23 protein-coding genes are annotated in these 21,911 nt (G+C 44.9%); 10 read left to right on the top strand and 13 right to left on the bottom strand.

The features are described 5' to 3' along the window. The first annotated feature begins 121 nt into the window (after window positions 1-121). Window positions 122-502: a PilZ domain-containing protein gene (locus QNH28_RS12940; RefSeq protein ID WP_283911705.1), complete on the top strand. Its 381-nt coding sequence runs from the start codon at window positions 122-124 to the stop codon at window positions 500-502. 114 nt (window positions 503-616) lie between these two features. Here QNH28_RS12940 and QNH28_RS12935 read toward each other — a convergent pair whose 3' ends face one another. The 5 genes from QNH28_RS12935 to QNH28_RS12915 are packed head-to-tail and all read right to left on the bottom strand — an operon-like array spanning window position 617 to window position 4,126. Then, a complete protein-coding gene (locus tag QNH28_RS12935; RefSeq protein ID WP_283911704.1) occupies window positions 617-1,345 on the bottom strand; it encodes a hypothetical protein in 729 nt (242 codons plus the stop codon). Beyond that, entirely contained in the window at window positions 1,339-2,040 is a 702-nt protein-coding gene (locus QNH28_RS12930; RefSeq protein WP_283911703.1) for an ABC transporter ATP-binding protein, read from the bottom strand. The genes QNH28_RS12935 and QNH28_RS12930 overlap by 7 nt, the downstream gene beginning before the upstream one ends. Window positions 2,041-2,053: 13 nt before the next feature. Continuing rightward, window positions 2,054-2,428 carry a GntR family transcriptional regulator gene (locus QNH28_RS12925; RefSeq protein ID WP_283911702.1) on the bottom strand — a complete coding sequence of 125 codons (375 nt, stop codon included), beginning with the start codon at window positions 2,426-2,428 and terminating at the stop codon, window positions 2,054-2,056. A 2-nt stretch (window positions 2,429-2,430) separates the two neighbouring features. Then, entirely contained in the window at window positions 2,431-3,177 is a 747-nt protein-coding gene (locus tag QNH28_RS12920; protein WP_283911701.1) for an ABC transporter permease, read from the bottom strand. Then, window positions 3,170-4,126, bottom strand: a complete 957-nt coding sequence (locus QNH28_RS12915) for an ABC transporter ATP-binding protein (RefSeq protein WP_283911700.1) — start codon at window positions 4,124-4,126, stop codon at window positions 3,170-3,172. Before QNH28_RS12915 ends, QNH28_RS12920 begins: the two co-directional genes overlap by 8 nt. Before the next feature lie 198 nt (window positions 4,127-4,324). Between QNH28_RS12915 and QNH28_RS12910 the strand changes: the two genes are divergently transcribed. The 3 genes from QNH28_RS12910 to QNH28_RS12900 all read left to right on the top strand — a co-directional run bounded on the left by QNH28_RS12910 (window position 4,325) and on the right by QNH28_RS12900 (window position 6,134). Further along, window positions 4,325-4,696, top strand: coding sequence for a hypothetical protein (locus tag QNH28_RS12910; RefSeq protein ID WP_283911699.1), 372 nt, complete (start codon window positions 4,325-4,327; stop codon window positions 4,694-4,696). Between the two features lie 130 nt (window positions 4,697-4,826). Further along, window positions 4,827-5,198: a hypothetical protein gene (locus QNH28_RS12905; protein ID WP_283911698.1), complete on the top strand. Its 372-nt coding sequence runs from the start codon at window positions 4,827-4,829 to the stop codon at window positions 5,196-5,198. A gap of 99 nt (window positions 5,199-5,297) precedes the next feature. Further along, window positions 5,298-6,134 (top strand): sulfurtransferase, encoded by an 837-nt coding sequence (locus tag QNH28_RS12900; protein WP_283911697.1) that lies wholly within the window; start codon window positions 5,298-5,300, stop codon window positions 6,132-6,134. Between the two features lie 1,063 nt (window positions 6,135-7,197). Here QNH28_RS12900 and QNH28_RS12895 read toward each other — a convergent pair. Further along, the gene (locus tag QNH28_RS12895) at window positions 7,198-7,881 is read right to left on the bottom strand and encodes a hypothetical protein (RefSeq protein ID WP_283911696.1); all 684 of its coding nucleotides are present in this window, start codon (window positions 7,879-7,881) and stop codon (window positions 7,198-7,200) included. Window positions 7,882-8,556: 675 nt separating this feature from the next. On the opposite strand from QNH28_RS12895, the gene QNH28_RS12890 reads away from it, so the two are divergent. The 6 genes from QNH28_RS12890 (at window position 8,557) to QNH28_RS12865 (ending at window position 15,112) form a co-directional block, all read left to right on the top strand. Then, window positions 8,557-8,814, top strand: coding sequence for a hypothetical protein (locus tag QNH28_RS12890; protein ID WP_042187657.1), 258 nt, complete (start codon window positions 8,557-8,559; stop codon window positions 8,812-8,814). Window positions 8,815-8,962: 148 nt separating this feature from the next. Next, the gene (locus QNH28_RS12885) at window positions 8,963-9,121 is read left to right on the top strand and encodes a hypothetical protein (RefSeq protein WP_283911695.1); all 159 of its coding nucleotides are present in this window, start codon (window positions 8,963-8,965) and stop codon (window positions 9,119-9,121) included. Window positions 9,122-9,317: 196 nt separating this feature from the next. Beyond that, window positions 9,318-9,977, top strand: a complete 660-nt coding sequence (locus QNH28_RS12880) for a response regulator transcription factor (protein WP_283911694.1) — start codon at window positions 9,318-9,320, stop codon at window positions 9,975-9,977. 2 nt (window positions 9,978-9,979) lie between these two features. Further along, window positions 9,980-11,383 carry a HAMP domain-containing sensor histidine kinase gene (locus tag QNH28_RS12875; RefSeq protein WP_283911693.1) on the top strand — a complete coding sequence of 468 codons (1,404 nt, stop codon included), beginning with the start codon at window positions 9,980-9,982 and terminating at the stop codon, window positions 11,381-11,383. Window positions 11,384-11,444: 61 nt separating this feature from the next. Continuing rightward, complete coding sequence (locus QNH28_RS12870) at window positions 11,445-12,527, top strand: hypothetical protein (RefSeq protein ID WP_283911692.1); 1,083 nt, start codon at window positions 11,445-11,447, stop codon at window positions 12,525-12,527. A gap of 311 nt (window positions 12,528-12,838) precedes the next feature. Beyond that, window positions 12,839-15,112: a preprotein translocase subunit SecA gene (locus QNH28_RS12865; RefSeq protein WP_283911691.1), complete on the top strand. Its 2,274-nt coding sequence runs from the start codon at window positions 12,839-12,841 to the stop codon at window positions 15,110-15,112. Window positions 15,113-15,135: 23 nt separating this feature from the next. On the opposite strand, the gene QNH28_RS12860 is transcribed toward QNH28_RS12865, so the two are convergent. From QNH28_RS12860 to QNH28_RS12830, 7 genes are all read right to left on the bottom strand, one after another. Next, complete coding sequence (locus QNH28_RS12860) at window positions 15,136-15,321, bottom strand: hypothetical protein (RefSeq protein WP_283911690.1); 186 nt, start codon at window positions 15,319-15,321, stop codon at window positions 15,136-15,138. Between the two features lie 74 nt (window positions 15,322-15,395). Next, window positions 15,396-16,649 (bottom strand): MFS transporter, encoded by a 1,254-nt coding sequence (locus QNH28_RS12855; RefSeq protein ID WP_283911689.1) that lies wholly within the window; start codon window positions 16,647-16,649, stop codon window positions 15,396-15,398. A 404-nt stretch (window positions 16,650-17,053) separates the two neighbouring features. Then, entirely contained in the window at window positions 17,054-17,818 is a 765-nt protein-coding gene (locus QNH28_RS12850) for an ABC transporter permease (RefSeq protein ID WP_283911688.1), read from the bottom strand. Then, window positions 17,815-18,759, bottom strand: coding sequence for an ATP-binding cassette domain-containing protein (locus QNH28_RS12845; protein ID WP_283911687.1), 945 nt, complete (start codon window positions 18,757-18,759; stop codon window positions 17,815-17,817). The genes QNH28_RS12850 and QNH28_RS12845 overlap by 4 nt, the downstream gene beginning before the upstream one ends. An 11-nt stretch (window positions 18,760-18,770) precedes the next feature. After that, complete coding sequence (locus QNH28_RS12840) at window positions 18,771-19,124, bottom strand: DUF1048 domain-containing protein (protein WP_052404266.1); 354 nt, start codon at window positions 19,122-19,124, stop codon at window positions 18,771-18,773. Then, window positions 19,117-19,446, bottom strand: coding sequence for a PadR family transcriptional regulator (locus QNH28_RS12835; protein WP_283911686.1), 330 nt, complete (start codon window positions 19,444-19,446; stop codon window positions 19,117-19,119). The genes QNH28_RS12840 and QNH28_RS12835 overlap by 8 nt, the downstream gene beginning before the upstream one ends. A 227-nt stretch (window positions 19,447-19,673) precedes the next feature. Further along, a complete protein-coding gene (locus QNH28_RS12830; protein ID WP_283911685.1) occupies window positions 19,674-21,911 on the bottom strand; it encodes a M56 family metallopeptidase in 2,238 nt (745 codons plus the stop codon).

Below are 21,911 nucleotides of genomic sequence, written 5' to 3'. Positions count from 1 at the left end.
TGAGTCTCATCACCTTCATTAGGATTAAATAAATTTATTCTTATTAAAAATAGCACTTTAGTAGATTGTTCTCAACAATCCCTTTCGATATAATAGCAAATAAACGATATGGAGGTAAATTATGGATGTGTCCAGCAGGAAAGAACCTTTCCGATATGTAATGAACCAGCCGCTTGAATGCTGGATTGAAGTTCCAATGAGTAGTAGCGGTCCGGGGGCCGGAAAGTTAACAGAAGCTGTGTTACTTGATCTTAGCCGATCTGGCTGCAAAGTGCGCACTCCCCTAAATCTCCGATTCACTACGGGCGATACAAAGCTAGTAATTCATCTTCAATTAAATGAAGAAAAGCTTCAACTCGTAGGTAGCGTTCGTTGGGGCTGGATGTTCGGACTCGGCCAGTACCAATATGGTGTTAAGCTTAAATTGAACGAGGACGAAGAAGAACGGCTACTTAGAGAACTCGATATATGGACAGCCTCTCTAAATGTTGAGGGCCTGTAGAATTCTACATAACAGATGCCTTTCTCATGGAAAGGCGTCTTTTTTTGCATAAAAACGAAGACAAAGCTTAATCGCTCTGCCTCCGTTCTAAAAAAACGTTATTTCACCGTGTACCTAGGACTCCACTCTTTTTTTAACGAGCTTAACAATAGCAAATACTAGAATCGCAATAATCACAGCTTCGAACAGGGTAGGAAGTAAGCCAAGAACATACTGAGAGATCTCAATATCATTTAATTTAGCGGCCTCATCCGTCACTTCAAATCGAAAAGCTCTTTCCAAAGTGACATTTTTATGATCGAACATCGATGTTTCTAATAAAGAAATTATATACTGTATTACAAAAAAAACGGCTATTCCAATCCATACTCTTCCTTTCACTCTCACACTCATTGCAACAGTCATGGAGAACATCACGAGCAACATAGAGTAGGCGGAAGCCCAAAAGACTATTAGCACTGTATATGCAGAAATCAGCCAAAATTTTTCCGGTAAAAACGAAGTTGAAAACATCATAATATCGACTGCTAAATGAATATAAGCGACTAGAAATAAACCGAGTAACGACCCTAAAAACAGCATTACCGGTGAGAGAACGGTATACAGGACTGGTACTGGCACAAGCCTCCGATTGAATAATCTCAGGTTCTGACCGAAGGTGCGCAGACTAAAAAAGAGAAGCACTACACCTGCTACGGCATAGGAAGTGATGTTCATCATGAACATGTCTTGATCTGAATGAACAGTAAATCCTATCACAAACTGCACAAGAATGGTGATTACAAAAACAGCGAGAAACTTATCCCTATCTCGTCTAAAATCATATTTCACTAGCTTTAGCATTCTGCGTACACCTCTCTGAACATTTCGTCTATGCTTTTGCCATGGCGCAGCCGGATATCCTCTACCGCCGTATGCATCACAATTTCTCCCTCTTTTATAAAAATCACATCATCAAAGATCCGCTCAATATCCGATACTAAATGGGTCGATAAGAGAATGGTGCTGTCCTCTTCATAAAACTCTACTAACGCGTTAAGAATTTTGGTTCTAGCTACTGGATCTACACCACCGATGGGTTCATCAAGCAAATAAAGGCTAGCTCGGCGTGATAAGGCAAGTGTAAGCTGTAAACGTTCATTCATCCCTTTGGATAGATCCTTTACCTTATCTTGCGATCTTAGCTTCATAAACTCCAACATTCGCGAGGCCTTAGTCTGATCAAAATCCGGATAGAAATCACTTTGGAACTTTAGAGCATCGGTAACATTCATCCAGGATTCTGTAAGCGGCTTATCCGGCATAAATGACACCACCGCTTTACTATCTATACCTACGGACCCTCCAATAATGGATACACGACCGGAAGTAGGCTGTGTCAGACCGGCGATGATTTTCATAAGTGTACTTTTACCGCTGCCATTACTGCCCAGCAGTCCCGTGATTTTACCCGCACTCAGATTAAAGGATACTCCACGGAGGGCGTGCTTGGATCTATATTTTTTTGTAACGTCATGAATCTCAAGTATATTTTCCAACTTGCTTATCCCCCTATTCTCCATCCTTGTTTCGGATATTCTCTGCTACTGCCGCTAAAATATCTTCACCTTGAAAACCAAGATCCTGCATACCACGAATGAAACGATCCAGCACATCTTTTGCCATTTCTTTTTTAATGGTCAAAATAGTATCTTCATTACTAGTAACGTATCTTCCCATTCCACGCCGGGTCTCCACGATTTCTTCACGCTCCAGTTCTTGAAAGGTTCTTTGTACCGTATTCGGATTAATCTGCAGTTCACTGGCAAGCTCTCGCACCGAGAGGATTTTATCTCCTGGTTTTAGCTTACCTGTGACGATTTCTCCTTTGATGTAGTTCATAATCTGAATATAAATCGGCAGGTTGTTATCGAATTCGATTGTCATGATTAAGCAACATCCCTTCGTCTAAAGACGGAAAAGCCTATAAGTAGAAAGACAACTGAGTATAAGACTAGCATTACAATGGAAAAGGTGAGCGTCATTCCAGGCATAGGTGCTCCTCCACCTTCATAAGCAGCTAAATTTAGGTTTGGGAATAATACATATTTATAAAATTCACGAAAAATAACCAATTTGTCTATCATCAGCATAAACATAGTAACCCCTATGGTTACGCCCGTTGAAGTCGTCAATATTCCAATCATAAAAGCAAGTGTTGAATATACAACTGTACTAACAGAGTTATACATTATACTGGTTAACATCTCACGAACACCAGCCTCACCACCACTCAAGCCAAACCATACAGCTCCTGATGCAAAAACCGCCAACATGCCGACAACTGCCACTGAGAATGCATAAATCAACACAACAGCATATTTGGACGCAAGTATTGCTGTACGGCTTCTCGCACGGATTAGAAGGAATTTGATGGTGCCCTGACTATATTCTTTTGAGACAATACCCGCTGTTCCGATAATTGCAAGAATAGTAATAACTTGACCAATCCCTTGAGAAAGCAACATTACCGATGAGAACTCATATGCTGATCCAAACATGTCTGGAGACACGGAATGCACAATGTACCCTATCAGTAGGGATAACAAGATTAAAATTAAATAGGGTACGAAAAACGTACGTTTCTTCGAGAGCTTGAGCCATTCATTAACCACCAAATTATTAAAGCTACGCAATGCGATTACCTCCTGTCCATTTCAAGAAATCTTCCTCTAGGCTTTGTTTATTCTCTGCAATCCGGAAAATACCTACCCCTTTATTACTAAATGTCGCCACTAGCTCCGGCACTCTACTGTCATGCAGACTTACCGTCACCTCAGAACGAGCACTATCCATAGACAATAACTCTGCGTATTCTAACCCTTCCAAGAGGTTAATTGCTGATTCTACTGAGCCTACACGAATCGTCAGCTTCACTTCTGAAGTTGCTTCCTGCTCCCCACCAATCGCTGTAACGGTCACCAGCTTACCGTTCTGAATCACGATGGCGCGATGGCATATTTGCTCAATTTCAGTCAGTAAGTGGCTGGAGATTAGAATAGAAATCCCTTCAAATTCTGCAATCCTACGCATATAATCACGCATTTCTCGTATTCCTGCTGGGTCAAGACCGTTCGTAGGTTCATCTAGAATCAATAACTTTGGTCGGTTCAATAATGCCTGAGCAATCCCAAGACGTTGACGCATACCCAGCGAATAGGCCTTCACTTTCTTATTCATTGCTTCCTGAAGCCCTACCAATTCCACAACCTCTTCAATTCTACCGGCCTCAATATTATCTGTCATTCTCTGATATTGCTTTAGATTATCAAGCCCTGTCATATACGGATAGAACTCTGGATTTTCAATAATCGCACCAATATGTCCAATAGCTTTATTAAAATCATTCTTAACACTGTGACCTTGAACAATCACATCGCCTTCACTCATCCGTATTAGCCCCGTCATCATCCGGATCGTTGTTGTCTTCCCAGCACCATTTGGTCCCAATAGCCCAACAATTTCTCCCTTACGAATATCAAATGTCAGTTTATCCACAATGGATTTCCCTTTAATGATCTTGCTTACCCCATTCATTTGCAGCACGATTGAATCTTGCATGCGTTCGTCACTTCCCTGATTCATGATAATCCTCCCTGCCATCTTGTTATTATTGATGAGTTCATTTTATTGTGTCGGTGTTATAGTTGAATAGTACACTAATATAATATTGATGTAAAGCCCGAAATTATGGATTACGCAAAATAAGGGCTTTCTATTAGACTATCTGCCAAACCAAAAATTGAAATGAACATAGATTAGATAGCAAAGGAGGGATGACAAATGAAAAAAGAAGTTCATGTATCTCAGACTAACCCACGCTTGACCGTTTACAATGAAGAAAACTTTAGGGGCAGAAGTAGAATCTTTACCGGCAACCTTGGCATTCGTAATACGGATACCATTTTAGATGGTATCGAGAGTCTTCGATTCTTCTCTACTAGCAGCAATGCAACTCTAGTTTTGTTCACAAGAACTCGGTTTAGAGGGAACTTCCGAGTGCTCCGTGGAAACCACAGCATCCGTGATTTGGATGACTTCATTTCCGGCCATGACGTAGAATCCATTATTTCAACCAATCAGAGATTAACTCTTGAGCAGATCCGCAATATCCGCAGCAGCGGCACTTTGCCTGCGGGATATCGCTTGATCTAACATCTTCATACAACAAGAAAGGAGCAATCTGGAGCTAGCGCCCAGGTTACTCCTTTTTCCTAGTTATATTCTGAGGTCAAGTAGTTAGTAGATTAACCTGCCAAGTCAATCCAATAAGGAGAGATAAACTATGGTAACAATAAAAGCAGCGTCAGTAATCTATCCCCGACTAAGAGTATATAGTGAGGAGAACTTTCGTGGACTGCGCAGAACCTATCGCGGTAACCTGGGTATTGCAGATATTGATTCAGTCCTTACAGGAATAGAAAGCTTACGCTTCTTCTCCACGAATCCGAACGCTACGCTTGTGTTGTTCGATCGCTCACGCTTCCGTGACAATTTCGTAATTCTGCGAGGCAACCGCAGCATGCGCGAACTGGATGACTTTCTCCGAAGAGGAGATGTCGAATCGCTCATTTCAAGCAATCAGCGGCTGACTCCGGCGCAGGTTCGCGCCATTCAGCGCACTGGTAGCTTGCCTTCGGGATATCGTTTGATCTAATCACTTGAGGACACAGTTTAAGCTATAAGCTTAAGGTGCGTCCTCTTTTATTTTCCGCTATAATGACTCCATACATATCAATAGAAAGAAGGTAACTTTATGGAACCAATCGTTTCTACTCGATGGCTGCTTGCTCGGTTATACGAGCCTGAATTAGTTATAGTCGATTGTCGTTTTTTACTCACGGATCCGGAAGCTGGACGTAAAGCCTATACGGAGGACCATATTCCCGGTGCAATCTATTTTCATTTGGAAGAACAACTCTCCGCTCCAGTAAGCGAACATGGTGGTCGTCATCCACTACCTGAGATCTCGAAGCTAACCACCGTTCTTAGCAAGGTTGGCATCAACAGAAATAGTATTGTCGTTGCTTATGATGATCAAGGTGGTGCCTACGCTTCCCGTCTGTGGTGGATGCTTAAATATTTGGGGCATGAACGTGTGTTTGTAATGGATGAAGGCTACTCTGCATGGAAAAATGGCTCCTTCCCTGTCAGTGATCACCAAGCGGTGCGGATTCCGAGTCATTATGAAGCAGATGTGCAACAAGACATGCTTGCTAGCATGGAAGATGTGCAAAACGTAGTTAACGACGGTGGCGCACTATTGATTGACTCCCGCGAGCCCCGTCGCTATGAAGGGCTGGAAGAACCGATTGATCCGAAAGCAGGTCATATTCCTGGGGCGATCAATAAGTTCTGGAAAGAAGTGCTGGATGAGCAAGGGCGCTGGAAATCAACTGAGGTGCTGAAAGAGCATTATGAGGGAATTGATCCTCAGCAAGAGATTATCGTGTACTGCGGTTCAGGTGTAAGCGCCTGCCCGAATGTGCTCGCGCTCGGAAAAGCTGGGTATAGGAATGTGAAGCTGTATGCGGGTAGTTGGAGTGATTGGATTTCGTATGAGGAGAATCCGGTGGCGATAGGAAAAGAATAGAATAAAGAACCCGCGGCGCGGATTCTTGTGATTCCCTGGAAATCAGAGGCCCGATTTACCATACTGGAAAAATATTGTATTCGGTTTTTCACGTATATTTGACTCGTTCGGCTTGCTGGTGGCACATTGTGTTCGGTTTTTCGCATACATTTGGCTCGTTTATGGTACCGGTGGCACATTGTATTCGATTTTCCGCATACATTTGGCTCGTTTACGTTACCGGCGGCACATTGTATTCGATTTTTCGCATACATTTGGCTCGTTTATGGTACCGGGGGCACATTGTATGCGATTTTCCGCATATATTTGGCTCGTTTACGTTACCGGCGACACATTGTATGCGATTTTTCGCATACATTTGGCTCGTTTATGGTACCGGTGGCTCATTGTATTCGGTTTTTCGCATACATTTGGCTCGTTTACCAACCGTTGGCTCATTGTATTCGGTTTTTCGCATACATTTGGCTCGTTTATTTTGGCTCGTTTATCTACCGTCGGCACATTGTATTCGATTTTTCGCATACATTTGGCTCGTTTATGGTACCGGTGGTACATTGTATTCGATTTTACGCATACATTTGGCTCGTTTACGTTACCGGCGACACATTGTATGCGATTTTTCGCATACATTTGGCTCGTTTATGGTACCGGTGGCACATTGTATTCGGTTTTTCGCATACATTTGGCTCGTTCGGCTTGCCGGTGGCACATTGTATTCGGTTTTTCGCATACACATGCCTCCTTCAACTTCCCGCCGGCACATTGTATTCGGTTTTTCGCATACATTTGGCTCGTTTACCTACCGGCGGCACATTGTGTTCGGTTTTTCGCATATATTTGGCTCGTTCAGCTTGCCGGCGGCGCATTATATTCGATTTTTCGCATACATTTGGCTCGTTTACCTACCATCGGCACATTGTATTCGATTTTTCGCATACATTTGGCTCGTTCAACTTGCCGGCGGCACATTGTGTTCGATTTTTCGCATACATTTGGCTCGTTTACCTACCATCGGCATATTGTATTCGATTTTCCATTCACATTCTCACGACGGACTTCATCTTCAAACCAAATCTGGACTTTGTAGTGTGCCAATATATTCATAGTAAATGATCCGCTGAGATGAACCTCTTGCCACCGGGCGAAATTTACCTTTATCCACCAGCTGACGGCAGTATTTAATGATCGTCATCGTGTGCAATTCCAGCTCTCTCGCGGCATCAGCCGGGCGAAGGACACGATGGTGCCGAATGGCTGCCCGCATCAGATCACGCTCGATTCTGGAATAGGCTCTCTCAGCGGTTATCTTCGGAGACTTTTCTGCTAACAAATAAGAAAAGAGAATGTTCTGCAGCGCGGAGAGAATGAAGGATGGATTTTCTTTTAGCTCATCCAGCGAGATATAGAGCACCGTGCAGTCTTGAGACTGTAGAAAAAGCCCGCGGTTCAAGTCCATCCGGTATTTGCTACGATCCGTTCCATGTGAGCCATAGTCCATGATCTCAAATGCAATACGCGAGGCTCCGATCTCCCACAATACATCCACAAAATAGGATCTGCCGCGCCAGTCCTTAACTTCATATTCTGGGTGTAATCCGTGAAAATGTCCGGCTAGAGGCCACCACACCCGCTCGACAAACAAGCGGTTTCCGTAACCATGACCGCGTTTAAGTGCATCGAGCCGTTCTCCCTTCCTTTGTTTAAGATGATTACATAACCATTCATTATGCTCCCTCTCGAAACCCATTACCTATCCCCTCGCTCTGCAACGAAATATGTTTTTAATCATACAAAACCCCGCCTCTATTCCAAAAGGAAAGGAGACGGGGCATTCTTTGCCTCGTTTGGTTTTATCTATACATAGTGTGCCACATTATCATTAGAATGCACAATAGGAAATCGGCAGGATCATTCAAAACAATTAATATTTTCACTATTAATACATTTTCATATGGCATACATCATCATTTCCAATTTCAGAGTTTACTTTCCATTTTCATCAACTGGCCGCCCGGGGGTATTATCGCTGGAGAAGGCTGGAGAAGGCAGGATATACGAATATACAACTGTATGCAGTAAGTTAGAGTGATTGGGATTCGTATGGGAATTACGGTTGCTCTTGAGGGAGATTAGAGTTAAAAGCGCGTGCTTTATATCTGATTAAACGATTATATGAAAGAGAAGCAACTGTCAGCATACCGGAGTATCCGGCCGCACTTCTGCGAAACGGTCCGCTGAGGACTCCCGTTCCATTCTGAGTAGCGCTCACCCTATCTGAGGACGGTTGGTCCGCGTTGGGTTCGACCAGGATTTTCTGTATAATGGTAAACGTTACGTCGGATGTGATGTTAAACGCACGAACTGACAAGTAAACAAAGTCCATCCGGCGTTTGAAACCATGAACCGGAAAGGATGAAGTAAATTGAGTTATACGGAACTGCTGGAACGGAAGAGCGAAATCTTGAAGAAAACGGTCGAGAACTGGGTTTTGAAAGAAAATCGCGACGGACTGAACCTTCAAGAGGCTCATATTTACCAGAATATACTCAAGGAATTTCATCAGAACGAGCATGAATTGAATGGGGTACGAGACGAGGAAGCAGTTAAGCGTCAGGACAACGGATCCACGGAAAAAGAAGACACTGTAACAGCTCGCAAACATGAGGCGCAAACGGCTTGATCTCAGAAGACGTACGCGTAAGAATATGAGAGGCTGCCCGGGAAGTTTGGGCAGCTTTTTACGTACAATCAATTCGTCGCCAACATCTGAAGCAAACGCTCTAAAATCCAAACGTTCGTATTATCCAGCAACCTGAGGATATCACTCTATGACGCTAACCTTGTCTGTGCCAAGTAAACCATTAGAGTACAGAGCTAGCTCCTGTGCGTCACGACTGCCCGAATGTGCTGGCGGTGCTGCAGGTGGCCCGTATACCTCATACTGGAGTTTCTCAGATGTATTCGATATCAACAGTTTATATTTGTAAATATTTTCATGATAGATGGAAGACCAATATAACAGTTTGTACTGTTAAGGTAACAGTTCAGCACATACTTTCTATTCTAGTAGGTATTATCGCCTGATGAAACTATCAACCTTCTGGACAATCCTTCCTCTAGTTGTATATAGTGTATAGCGGAAGTGGCATATAGTAAGTAAGGTACTAGGAGGAGAAATTAGGAATGGCAAATATATTGGTAGTAGAAGATGAACGAGCGATCAGTGATTTAATTACAATGAATCTCAAGCTGGTTGGACATACATATAGCAAGGCTTACCGTGGACCGGAGGTTTTCGAAATTCTGGAGCGTGAAAAAACTGATTTGATTCTGCTGGATGTTATGCTTCCGGAATTGGATGGTTTTGAGGTGATGCAACAGATTGCACATTTGCAGGTTCCAGTGATTTTGATCACCGCCAAGAATTCTTTGGCTGACCGCATTAAAGGCTTCGAGCTGGGCGCGGATGATTATATCATTAAACCATTTGAAATCCTCGAATTGCTGGCAAGAATCAATGTAGTCCTGCGCAGGTGTGAAAAAGGTACCTCCAGCTTCATTTGCGATAATGTTGAGGTGCGTTACCTGGAACGGCAAGTTTTAGTAGATCAGACACCGGTTGATTTGACCGTTAGGGAATTCGAGCTGCTTGAGGTGTTAATTCGGAACCGGAATATTGCATTGTCGAGGGAAAAGCTGCTGGAATTGGCGTGGGGCTATGATTTTGAGGGCGACACCCGCACCGTGGATGTTCACATCCGGCAGCTACGTAAAAAGCTGGGCTGGGAAGAACGGATCAAAACCATTTTCAAGCTAGGCTACCGCCTGGAAGTTCAGAGCTAATCATGAGATTCTGGCATAAGATTCTACTGTCGGTACTCGCTCTCTTTATTGCCGCTCTGGATGTAAGTGTCATTATGGTGATGAAAAAAAGCTGGCAGCTAAACATGGATAGTGAAATGCAGAGAGCATCCAGTGAGCAATTGTTAATCGCCAACAATATTTATGAGAACCTTAATTCTATTCAAGCGCGGGGAACGGCATTGACCCCTATTCTACTGGCCAGCGTCTCTGAGTCCTATGGAGATTACTACCGTAAGCAGGGAATCTATTTACAGCTATGGGAGAACGACCGAATGATTTACCCTCCCCAAAAAGGTCAATTCGGGAAATCAGATTTTGGAAAAGGCAGTCAGCCTGAATCCTCAGACGAACGCTCTATTCAGCTCTCTACTCAGCTTCCTGCTCCTTACCAGCATGTGCTGCTTGTCTATCAGCGTGATATCAGTGAGCTCTTCAATAAGCAACAGGAACTAAACCGCTTTTTTGTAATGATTAACTGGATCGTGGGACCCGTTCTCCTACTACTTCTTTATCTGCTAATCCGGCATCTTAGCAAACCGCTAAAGCTCCTGTCAGAGACCAGCAAAACGATCGCCGGAGGCGACTATACGAAACGGGTGCAGCTGCGCAGCAAAGATGAATTTGGCGAACTGGCCCTGAACTTCAACCGGATGGCGGAGGCCGTGGAGCAGCGGGTTACCGAACTCTCGGACATGGCGGAAGAGAAACAGAGGATGGTGGATAATTTGGCCCACGAGTTACGCACGCCTTTGACCAGCATGCAGGGATTCGCCGAGTTTCTGACCACGGCCAATATTGGACAGGAAGAACAGCAAACTGCGGGCGGCTATATTCTTAGTGAAACCCTTCGTCTCAAGAATCTGGCCTTCAAGCTGCTGGATTTGTCTGTCCTCCGGCATCAGCCGTTGGATCTTCAGCAGGTGGATATTTCGGAACTATTTCAAGCTATCCAAGAGACGGAGCGTCCAAAATTGACGGATGCTGGCATAAGATTTCATGTCCACCATACGATTCTAAATGTCTGGGCAGATCCCGATTTACTAGCTTCATTATTGGTAAATCTGGTTGAGAATGCAATTCACGCCTCCAAGCAAGGCAGCGAAATCCACATGCTGGCCTATGAGCTGGATGGAGAAGCCGTGCTAGAAATCCGTGATACGGGAACCGGAATCACCACAGAGATGGCTAAACGTGTGTTTGAACCGTTCTACCGGGGAGACCAGGCTCGTTCACGTGAATACGGCGGCGCAGGACTAGGATTATCCCTATGTCGGCAAATTGCTGAAGCGCATAAGGCCAGGCTGATCTTAAACTCTGTCCTCGGCGAGGGAACTAGCATCAAACTCTTTTTACAACTCTATAACAACTGCCCTCCTACTCTATAACATCTTTAGATTAAGGTTAGGAAGATTCATCATCATCCGATCCCAATGGAGGTTAAGTTAAATGAAGAACAGCAAGATTTCCGCTACACTCACTGTACTCTTGTTCTCTGGAAGCGTGCTAGCGGTGAGCGCAATGATTGTCCCAGGATTTGTGAATACCACCGCCGCCAAGAGCATTCCTGCAGTACAAAACTCGGGCAATCTAGCCTTGACCAGCAGCAAGGCACCCGTATTAAAAGTAGAAGCAGAAGCTCCGGTATCTACTGTGAACAGAGATCTAGAGCAGCTGATGACCCAAGAAGAAATGCAGCAAATTTACGATTTTGCGGACAAGCCCAATAACGAAATTATCACCATCGGAAGGGAGATGACCGAGGATGAAATAAACCGGAGGCTGATATTGGAAGACCAGTATGTGTATGACGGCCTTCGTCCCAAGCAGCTGTTCCCGTTAAAATCGGGACAAGCGGAGTTTTATTTAGACTTGGAGAAAAACACGCTCAAGTATCCGAATCGGACATTGACTGACGAGGAACTGTTACAATATATTGACTGGTTCTACCGGGAGGCTTATGCCTTGTCCAAGCGGAAGATTGTAACCCCTCCGGACACAGGGAATTTGAGCCAGACCGACGCCGTCGCCATGGCTGCTTCAAGCGTGCGTAAAATATTCGGAGCTGACGTCTCCAAGCTTGAAGTAAAAGCAAGCCAAGGAGAATCCATGCTATCAAAGAAAAAGACCTGGATGGTAATCTTCACCCCTTATAAAACCAACACCTTAAGAGGACAAGGTAAGGAATTTTGGCAATATACCGTAATTATTGATCCCTCCACCCGGACGGTAGTAGATACGACCGCAGCTAATTTTTCACTCACAAGAACCCCGATCAATGCTGAAGCTGCCATCGCTGTCCAAAAGGATGCAACCTGGATTAACGAGGCTACAAAAATAGTTACAGACAGACAAGGAGAAACCCGAAAAATCGTCATGGCTTCCCTGACAGACACTGACGTAAATAATAAACGCGGCATGGTAGCGGTCAAAATGTTGCTCGAAGATGGCAGCAGTTATACTGCAGAGCTACGCTACCCAGATCAGACTCTTCGATGCCTTATCTATGAAGAAGCAGAAGCTGGCAAATAGGATTATTCTAGCGGTTCATCTCATAGAGGAATTTGGATAAGTAGTTTTGTGGACTGAACTGGGTCATTAGTAAGATCCCGGTTCAGTCCTTTTTGCGTTCTTTTGCAAAACAATCTACAAACAAGAACTCGAAGATGATAATACTTGCAGAGTACCTAGAAGCATCCACGTTTTAATAGTCTCTATCATTTGGCCAAATTGCATTTAATAGAATATTTTGGTAGATTGAATCAAGGACGCGTTAAGCGACTGATCAGCGCAAGTATTGCTCAAAACTAAGCGTATTTCTATCGAGGGGAGATCAACTTTCTATGAATATAGCCGTCAAATTGATGCAAAAGTTCAAAGACCGCGATACCCAGAATAAGCTGAAAGTTTATCAGGACAAAGTGGAGCTCATCAGGAAACGGGATTTGGAAGCATGGGACGATAGACAGCTTCAAGCGGAATCCCTCCGGCTGCAAGAAGAAGCAAAATCGGGCACCCCTTTAGATGAGCTGCTTATCGATGCTTATGCGTTAGTCTGCGAGGCAGCCAAGAGAAAGCTCGGATTACAGCCTTACGATGTCCAGATCATGGCTGCCATCGCTCTGCACGAGAGATTCTTGATTGAGCAGCATACCGGTGAAGGAAAAACACTTTCTGCTGTTATGCCTGCATATCTAAATGCACTGACCGGCAAAGGTGTTCATGTTCTGACTTTTAACGATTACTTGGCCAAACGGGATGCGGAGTGGATGGGCCCGATCTATCGTTTCCTCGGGTTAACGGTAAACTCGGCTCAAGCGGGCATGAGCCTGTCCGAGAAACGGGAAGCATACGCCAAGGATATAACCTATGTTACGGCCAAAGAAGCGGGATTCGATTACTTGCGCGACACAATCGCACTAAGCGAAGCCGATACCGTGCATCGCCCTTTCCATTACGTCATCGTCGACGAAGCGGATTCGCTGCTTCTCGACGAAGCGCGGGTGCCGCTAGTCATCAGCGGTGATTCGCCCTCTTCCAGGAGCGACAGCTTTCGTTTCGCAGAAGTGGCTCGGCAGCTCAAGCAAGCTGAGCATTACGACTTCGACGAGTTCCAGCGGAACGTTTATTTAAATGAAGCAGGCGCTGCGAAAGCGGAATCGCTGCTGGGATGCGGCAATTTGTACGATAGCCATAATAGTCATTTGTTAACGGCATTAAATTGCGCGCTGCATGTGGAATCATTACTAAAAAAAGACATCGACTACATTGTCCGGGACGGCAAAATCGAGCTGATCGAAGAATATACCGGCCGCGTGGCGGAGAACCGATATTTGCCGGACGGGCTGCAAGCCGCGCTTACGGCCAAAGAAGGGCTGCAATCTATAGCCGGCGGAAAAATTCTCGGGACGATCACCATTCAACACTTCATCAGCCTGTATCCGCAGATTTGCGGAATGACGGCTACCGCGCATGCTTCCGCAATGGACTTCGAAGATATTTATGCGCTGCAGGTCGTACAAATTCCGCCGAATCGGTCAAACATTCGAATCGACCATCCGCACCGGATTTATACCCATAAAGAAGCCAAGCTTAAGGCACTCGTACAAGAAATCTCGGCCGTCCATAGGACGGGACGTCCAATTCTCATTGGTACGTCAAGCGTCGAGGAATCAGATATGCTGGCAGAGGCGCTAGCGGCTGCCGGCGTATCTTGCCATGTCCTGAATGCGAAAAACGATGCGGAAGAAGCTGGCATCATCGCTAAGGCGGGAGAAATCAGCGCAGTGACGGTGTCTACAAATATGGCGGGACGCGGCGTCGACATCCGGCTCGGCGGCGGTGATCCCGCGCAAGCAGAGGTAGTCGCCAAGCTGGGCGGGTTGTACGTGATTGGCACCCATGTGAACGAAAGCGTGCGTATCGACGACCAGCTGCGCGGGCGTTCCGGCCGCCAAGGCGACCCGGGAGCTTCTGTTTTTTATGTAAGCTTGGAGGACGAGTTGATGCTTCGCTTCGGCATCCATAAAACGGTTCGCGCTCCCAAGCAGGATGAGGCTCTTGAAGAGGTGCTCAGCAGCAAGATCACAAGTATTCAGCGTATTGTTATGGGCCAAAACTTCGATATCCACAAGGAACTGAACGGTTATTCGGATATGGTGGAGGATCAGAGGCGAATTCTATACGCGGAGCGGCTCCGAATTTTAAAAGGCGAGCAGCCGTTGAGCCCAGCGGAGCAGCGGGTACGGCTTTTTTATATCGACGAGCTCTGGGCTGACCATCTTGCATACGTTTCTTACCTTCGCGAAGGCATTCACTTGGAGAGCCTTGCCAGCCGCAATCCGATCGACGAATTTCATTCGCAAATCACCGAAGCCTACGAGCAAATTCCTTCTAAAATAAATAGCGCGTCGGAGGATATGCTTGAAAGGCTCGAAGGTTCGAATGATCCGGCAGAATGGGAAAAGTTCGGTCTGAAAAGCCCTGCTTCCACCCGGACTTATATTATCAACGATCAATACCTACAGAATAAGCGAACCTCATGGACCGGAACGACCGTATTTGCTTATTGGCTTCGTATGATTGCAAAACCGATATTCAAGCTGTCAAAATATTGATGCAACGTAGGGACTGCTAGCCTCTACTCCTCTAGCTCATCCAGCTTCGCTTCCAGTTCAGCCAGCTTACGATTCGCTTGATCCAATATCTCCTGTTGTTTTGCGGCTTTTGCTCGTTTTATTTCTTTTTTAACGGCTTCAATCTGCTGTTCCAAATAGAGAATTTCAGCTTCATTTCCTGAGTTGTTCCAGATCTGTGAATAAGTCATTGTCGGTCTCCTTTTTTCTAATTAAGAAAAGCCTCCACAAAGTTCAATTGAACTTCAGGAGAGCTTCTTTTTTTCTACTCTTGTGATGCTTCCTTTATTAACGGCATCCCAGCTTCAACCAAACGTTTGTTACGAATGAAGAAAATAGACAGCACTACAGTGAGTAACCCTGTTCCAACAAGGAGCCATTCAATCTTAATTACATCCGCGAGCGGACCGAATATCAACATTCCGATTGGCATCATGGAAGTCGATATCATACCGAATACTCCAAATATACGTCCCAAGTAATCAGGATCTACCTTCTCTTGTAGCATTACGGTTGTCGGTGTATTAAAGACGGGTATAGCTACGCCGAATATAGCCATCATAGCTAAATAAATCCAAAATACAGGTACAACACCCAAAGCTAACGTACATACACCCATAATTAAGCTAGCGAAAGTCATCGTATATACCTTGTTGCGGAAGCCGCCCCATGAGGCAATAATTGCTCCACCAGCCATCATACCGATAGAGAAAGCAATTTCAATGGCTGTTAATCGCCAATAATCATCTCCGAAGCTGCGCGTCACTTGTAGCGGTGTTAAAAATGCCGCCGGCGCCATCAATACAAAGAAAAAGGCGAAAAAAATGAAAAAGGTTTTGAGAAAGCTGTGGTTTTTAATATAGCTTAAACCCTGTTTAAAATCTTCCAAATAACTAGTCGTTTGCTTATCAGTCGCTTTTTTATGCAAAGATATTTTCAAAAAGAAAGATAATGTAAAGATCGCTATCGCCGCTGTGACAACATCAATAAAGAAAATGACCTCAATTGTTGCCAATGAAAGCAATGACGCGCTAACGATAGGTGCAACAAACATCATTAGTGCTTGAAGACTTCCGTTAATCCCATTTACTTTCGTCAGCTTATCCTCTGGTACGATTTGAGGTAATATTGCCCCAACCGCAGGTGATTGAACCCCAGCTCCGAGGGCGCGAACTGCAGCAATGGCGAATAACAACCATATCTCATCATAACCTAACAAAAATGTAATGGCTAAAATCAGTGTGACAAAGGCAATCATGGCATCTGCTATGATAATTAGATATTTCCGGTTGAAGCGGTCCGCCCATACACCTGCAAATGGAGATAATAGAAAGGTAGGAATGAATCCACAAATAATAAATAACGTCATCATCATACCCGATTTTGTTGTGAGTGTAACGTACCACATAATTGCATATTGAACTAATGCAGAGCCGAATAACGAAAATGTTTGACTACTTAGAAAGATAATTATATCCCGTTTCCAATGTTTTTTGTTTTGTGCTTCAGTTGATTCCACTATAACTTACTCCCCCATTTCTAAAAAAATAATATTATTCTTCCTATTCGCTTATTAAAATTAATTACCAAGTCCGGGCATCTCTAATTCTATGTACAAAAATTTTGTATAAATCCACGTTTCTAGAATAGCATAGAAATATTTTAAAATTAGACCTTTTCATTTACCAATCCAAAAATATTGTCTCTTCTCCATATACCGTGGATATCTACACGAAGTGTGGAATTAAGCATACGCTTGTAAGTCTGTGCACAAAAAAAAATCCGGTATGCCCTCTTTCGAGAGGCTACCGGCCTTTGTGTAACACTAATTCATTTCTCACCATTATCTCTCCTATTTATGCAGACAAATGGACCATACTCCATTAGAAGTCTACAAGCTGTTTGCCGGTATTTTATTTACGTTTATTTCATCCTCCGTTTATACACCCGCATGGCGGAAGCCCAGAAGAACGCAAGTATTGCTAAACTCCATAATACCGCCACAAGCGTAGTTTTATCCGCTGTTCCTCCGAGTAAAAGAGAACGAATACTCTCGATAAGCGGTGTCATGGGTTGATACTCCGCGAATACGCGGATCGCCGCGGGCATGCTGTCGGTCGGGGCAAAAGCTGAACTAACGAATAAAAGCAACATCAAAATGTAAGAAAATACTCCGGCTCCCTCGAATGATTTAGCAAGCAAGCCGAAGGTGACAGCAATCCAAGTGAACGCAAGTACGCTAAGCAACAAAATACCAATGGCTAACACCCAACCGAGCACATCCGCTTTCGGCCGAAATCCCATGCCGAAGGCAACAAGGAAAATAGCAAGCAATGAAATGACGTTAAAAACTAATGAAGCAACCACATGACCGCCTAGAATAGAGGCTTTTGCGATCGGCATGGAGTGGAAACGCTCGAATATGCCTTTCGTGAGATCGTTATTGATACGAAGAGAAGAATAAGCCACGCCACTAGCAATGCAAAAGAGCAATATTCCGGGCACAATATAATTGATATAGCTTACATCACCGGTGTTCATCGCTCCGCCAAAGATGTAAACAAAGAGCAGCATGATCATGATCGGCATGGCGATGACGGTAATAATCGTGTCGATGCTACGTGTGGAATGGCGAATGACACGCCCACTCATGACGGCGGTATCGCCTAGAAAATGAATGAATTTCATCGGGAGTCCTCCTTTTTGCTAGTGACGATCGCGAGAAAAACATCCTCAAGCGAGGGCAGTTTCTGCGCATACTCGGCAATTTCTATGTCAGCTTCCGCTGCTTTCGTTAGCAGTCGCATCATCTGTCTCGTACTTCCGTCTGTAATGACGGAGAGCGTGAGATTGTTCGAATCTGCAGTCGCGTTAAATTCCTTTAACAGATCTTGTGCTTGATTTAGCGTTGTTTCATTGTCGAATCGAAGCTCGATATGACCCTTAGGCAATCTATTTTTTAGCTCCGCGGGACTGCCGCTTGCCACGATATGACCTTCATGTAAGATCGCGATTTGATCGGCTAGATGGTCAGCTTCCTCTAAATACTGCGTAGTTAAAAAAACAGTGACACCTGAACTCGCTAAATCCTTGATCATATCCCACATAGCAAGACGCGCTTGCGGGTCAAGTCCGGTGGTCGGCTCATCGAGAAAAATGACCGAGGGGTTACCCAATAAGCTCATGGCCAAATCCAAGCGCCGACACATCCCTCCGGAATACGTGGATATTCGGCGATCGGCGGCATCGAGCAAGTCAAAACGACGTAATAACTCCTCGGCTTGTTTGTCAGGATCGGGCAAATGGCGGAGTTTGGCCATCATTCGCAGATTCTCGCGTCCGGTCAGGATATAGTCAGCGGTGACGCTTTGTCCTGTCAGGCTGATCTCCTTACGTACTTGCTCGGATTGCTTAGTTACGTCGTCTCCATTAATCTTTGCGCTTCCGTTGTCGGGCTGGAGCAGGGTGGCAAGAATTTTGATCATAGTGGTTTTACCCGCACCGTTGGACCCTAGAAGAGCAAAGGTTGAACCCTTCTGAACAGTGAAGTCCACCCCCCGCAACACTTCAACGTTCTTATAGGATTTTTTGAGGCCTATTACTTCAATCGCCCAATTGTTCGATGTCATCCTAATCCCCCCTATCTTCCAAGTTTTTTGTGAATGGACTCGTTCATTTTGGCTCGCATTTTCCCTGTCCAAGTCTGAGCGGAAACGTCCTCGAGCAGCCCGTCACAGAACGCCATTACGTCATTCCCTACGATCTCCAGAACATCTCGACCTTCAGCAGCTCCCATCTCAAACATGTCAAGCATTTCGGGAAACAGGTTGATGACGCTAGAATCGTTAGTTGAGAAATTCAGCATGTAGCGCGATGCGATATTGTAAACTTCTCGGTAATCGTTCGGGAGCGCTTTGGAACGTTTTACGCACTCTTTATAAGCCTTTTTTTGTTCACGTAAATCTTTAAATTTAGCAAGCATGTTCTTATACACGGCTGTCCTCCTTCAGTTGAGTAAGTCTTGACGAAACATATCCCCATTTCTCCCAAAATATGGACAGTTCCCGCCATCCCTCTTCATTTAGACTATAAAATTTCCTTGGCGGTCCTATTTCGGATGGTTTCTTCTCGATATCGACGAGTTTATTTTTTTCTAGCCGTATCAAGATGGTGTATACCGTACCTTCAACAACATCTTCGAAACCGAGCGCATTTAGCGTTTTTACGATTTCATACCCATAGGTTTCTTTCCGGCTGATGATTTCAAGTACGCAGCCTTCCAAAACTCCTTTCAGCATTTCTGTTAGGTTATCCATTTAAATCCTCCAATGCTACTCTGTATTGCTTAGTACCACTATATAGTATCACCGAGTAGCTAAATTGTAAATAGGAGGAAAAGGGATTGCTGAAAATAAATACGACAGTTGCAGGGATTGATTTTTGTGCGATGGGAAAGCAATTGCTTTAGGTCAGTAATAATAAAGAAAGCCCGCGCTGGGCGCGGGCTTTCTTATTGCTACGAGGTTCTTCAACATCGACATAACTATTTATACGGGTCTGCAATCTCTTCCCATTGACCGGTGAAGACATCCACTTTTATCGTGAACTCCCTGCCGCCTTGCCTAACATTACTGAACAAATAACCATCTCCAATAAAGCCGGAAATCCAATCCACATCTGTTGACTCGAAGCCTTCTGTATCAAAGATTGGCTGAAGTAACTTATACAGCTCCTTCTGGTATTCCGTACCGTTAGATATGTCCCACAGATCTATTGCTTCTCGATTCACAAGGCTTCTTACTGGACTGCCAGAAGTTACATCATGAACCGTTCCGGTAAGCGGATTAATTTTATAGCTAAGGCCTTCCCCTACGCCATCCGGTGGATCCATAAAATCAATCCTGTATTGATCGCCTTCTTTAGCAAAAGTCCAGCCGCTAGCAGGGAGCTTTTTTTCCAGTAAGGACTTAATATCCTGTTCACTAAGCGGAGGAGAAATAAACGAGCCATAGTACATCTGTGCGCTCTCAATGGTCAGTTCCTTGCCGTAAACGACAATAACTTCAAGCGGAAACTCAGAGATGGATGCTGCACCTGCCAAACGGGCTACAATACGATCTCCTACCAGTTCATACGAAACTACGGCGCCAAAACCAATCTTCTCGCCCCAAGCTCCTTCAGTGTAATCATATACTTTAGTCAAATGCTTACCGTCTAGTTCAGCGGATACGTAGGTGTGGTTATTCCGGTGTGTAATGGAGGATTTCAGCCTCCGATTTAGCGCCTCGACCGGATCCTCTACCACAAGCTCTTCCAGAGTGACAGGCTTGAGCACATGAATCTCACTCATTGAGAGCCCTGTTCCAGTGCCGGTAGTAATACGAATAAAGATTTCTTTAGTACCATCCCCATTAAGATCCGCTTCTTCAATGGAGGGAGGCCGCGTTTCATCTTCAGCGGCATCCCACAAAAACGTTCTGCTAACTTCACCACGTACATCTATCGTGACTTCATGCAAAAGTGCATGCTCAGCCGTGGGCTTTGCAGTTACAGTAATTCCGTTCTTCTCCGCTAATAGGGTTCCTTTAGAATCGATTGCAGGTGTATCTTTAGCCTGAGAAGATGACGGGATAACAACACTCTTCTCAGGCGCTGATGTAGAACTCAGCTTTGCCCCTGTCAAGGTACAGCCACTTAAAACCATAATTACAGCTAGGCCTAACAACGTGTTTTTTGTTGTGTTTTTTTTATGCCTGGTGATCATGGCTATCCTTCTTTCCATTTCCTTTTTGCTGCTTGAAATGCCGGCTGCACCAGCCACTCGGATTGGACCAGTCAATGTTTCCAATAGTTTAAGAAGAGTCCGTGCGTAGTCTTTGTGGTGCTCCGATGCAAGATGCTTTAAAGCCAGCGCATCACAGGCAACCTCTTGATCCCGTTTCATTTGGGTAACGGCATACCAAAGAAACGGGTTGAACCAATGTAAGGCCAGCAGCAGAGCTGTCAACAGATTCAGTGAAATATCACGACGTTTCACATGCGCCAGCTCATGCAGAAATATATGGCGCAGTTCGTTTGCCTCCAGCGTGTGCAACATGGTTATCGGCAGCAGCAGCTTGGGGCGCATAACGCCAAGCAATGTTGGAACAGCAATCTGCTTCGTCTCGATCAGCTTCACCGGGAGCCACATCTGCATCTCCCGCTGGCAGCTTTCGAACAGCAGCAGGATATCTGCGGAATGAATCTCCGGTTCCCAACGAACCCGTGCCGCGAATCTCAATTGCTCACGAACGGACAGTCCCAGCACCGCCACTACTCCGCTAAGCCACACCAGAACCAGCAAATGCATCGGCGTCCAACCTGCATTTGACGTCTCAGAAGGATCGGATATTTTCGGAGTCACCTGTGTCATACTCTCTGATGCCGCAGCTTGCTTTAAAGTTCCTGTTCCTGTTTTTTCAGCGACCGTGGTCGAGTCCAGCTCTTGAATGTTCATCCCGGGCACAGGCAAACCACCTACATACGTCTGCGCAGAAGGAATATAGGTAGTCTGAGCTGCTTCTTTCTCCAGCGACAACAAATTAAAAATACTGAACGTACTTTCTGGTGTCCAAGGTATGGCTAACCTTACGATCAGCGGCATCCACAGAAGATACGTCCAGGTCGGTTTCAAATGATTCTTAAATAAACACCGGGTCGCCAGGATCAGCAAAGCCAGCACGCTCGCCATAGCGGATAGTGACAATATCTTAACGAACAGATTGTATGCAGCTTCCAGCAA

The sequence above is a fragment of the Paenibacillus sp. G2S3 genome, from assembly GCF_030123105.1.
Lineage (GTDB): Bacteria > Bacillota > Bacilli > Paenibacillales > Paenibacillaceae > Paenibacillus_AQ.
This window is presented reverse-complemented; position numbering and strand designations above follow the sequence as displayed.

What these genes read in the sequence shown, in the direction of transcription:
- QNH28_RS12880 (WP_283911694.1), top strand. Translation starts at nt 9,318, where the DNA reads ATGGCAAATATATTGGTAGTAGAAGATGAACGAGCGATCAGTGATTTA.
- QNH28_RS12915 (WP_283911700.1), bottom strand. Translation starts at nt 4,126, where the DNA reads ATGAATCAGGGAAGTGACGAACGCATGCAAGATTCAATCGTGCTGCAA.
- QNH28_RS12925 (WP_283911702.1), bottom strand. Translation starts at nt 2,428, where the DNA reads ATGACAATCGAATTCGATAACAACCTGCCGATTTATATTCAGATTATG.
- QNH28_RS12875 (WP_283911693.1), top strand. Translation starts at nt 9,980, where the DNA reads ATGAGATTCTGGCATAAGATTCTACTGTCGGTACTCGCTCTCTTTATT.
- QNH28_RS12845 (WP_283911687.1), bottom strand. Translation starts at nt 18,759, where the DNA reads ATGACATCGAACAATTGGGCGATTGAAGTAATAGGCCTCAAAAAATCC.
- QNH28_RS12900 (WP_283911697.1), top strand. Translation starts at nt 5,298, where the DNA reads ATGGAACCAATCGTTTCTACTCGATGGCTGCTTGCTCGGTTATACGAG.
- QNH28_RS12905 (WP_283911698.1), top strand. Translation starts at nt 4,827, where the DNA reads ATGGTAACAATAAAAGCAGCGTCAGTAATCTATCCCCGACTAAGAGTA.
- QNH28_RS12835 (WP_283911686.1), bottom strand. Translation starts at nt 19,446, where the DNA reads ATGGATAACCTAACAGAAATGCTGAAAGGAGTTTTGGAAGGCTGCGTA.
- QNH28_RS12895 (WP_283911696.1), bottom strand. Translation starts at nt 7,881, where the DNA reads ATGGGTTTCGAGAGGGAGCATAATGAATGGTTATGTAATCATCTTAAA.
- QNH28_RS12935 (WP_283911704.1), bottom strand. Translation starts at nt 1,345, where the DNA reads ATGCTAAAGCTAGTGAAATATGATTTTAGACGAGATAGGGATAAGTTT.
- QNH28_RS12940 (WP_283911705.1), top strand. Translation starts at nt 122, where the DNA reads ATGGATGTGTCCAGCAGGAAAGAACCTTTCCGATATGTAATGAACCAG.
- QNH28_RS12870 (WP_283911692.1), top strand. Translation starts at nt 11,445, where the DNA reads ATGAAGAACAGCAAGATTTCCGCTACACTCACTGTACTCTTGTTCTCT.
- QNH28_RS12885 (WP_283911695.1), top strand. Translation starts at nt 8,963, where the DNA reads ATGACGCTAACCTTGTCTGTGCCAAGTAAACCATTAGAGTACAGAGCT.
- QNH28_RS12910 (WP_283911699.1), top strand. Translation starts at nt 4,325, where the DNA reads ATGAAAAAAGAAGTTCATGTATCTCAGACTAACCCACGCTTGACCGTT.
- QNH28_RS12850 (WP_283911688.1), bottom strand. Translation starts at nt 17,818, where the DNA reads ATGAAATTCATTCATTTTCTAGGCGATACCGCCGTCATGAGTGGGCGT.
- QNH28_RS12865 (WP_283911691.1), top strand. Translation starts at nt 12,839, where the DNA reads ATGAATATAGCCGTCAAATTGATGCAAAAGTTCAAAGACCGCGATACC.
- QNH28_RS12860 (WP_283911690.1), bottom strand. Translation starts at nt 15,321, where the DNA reads ATGACTTATTCACAGATCTGGAACAACTCAGGAAATGAAGCTGAAATT.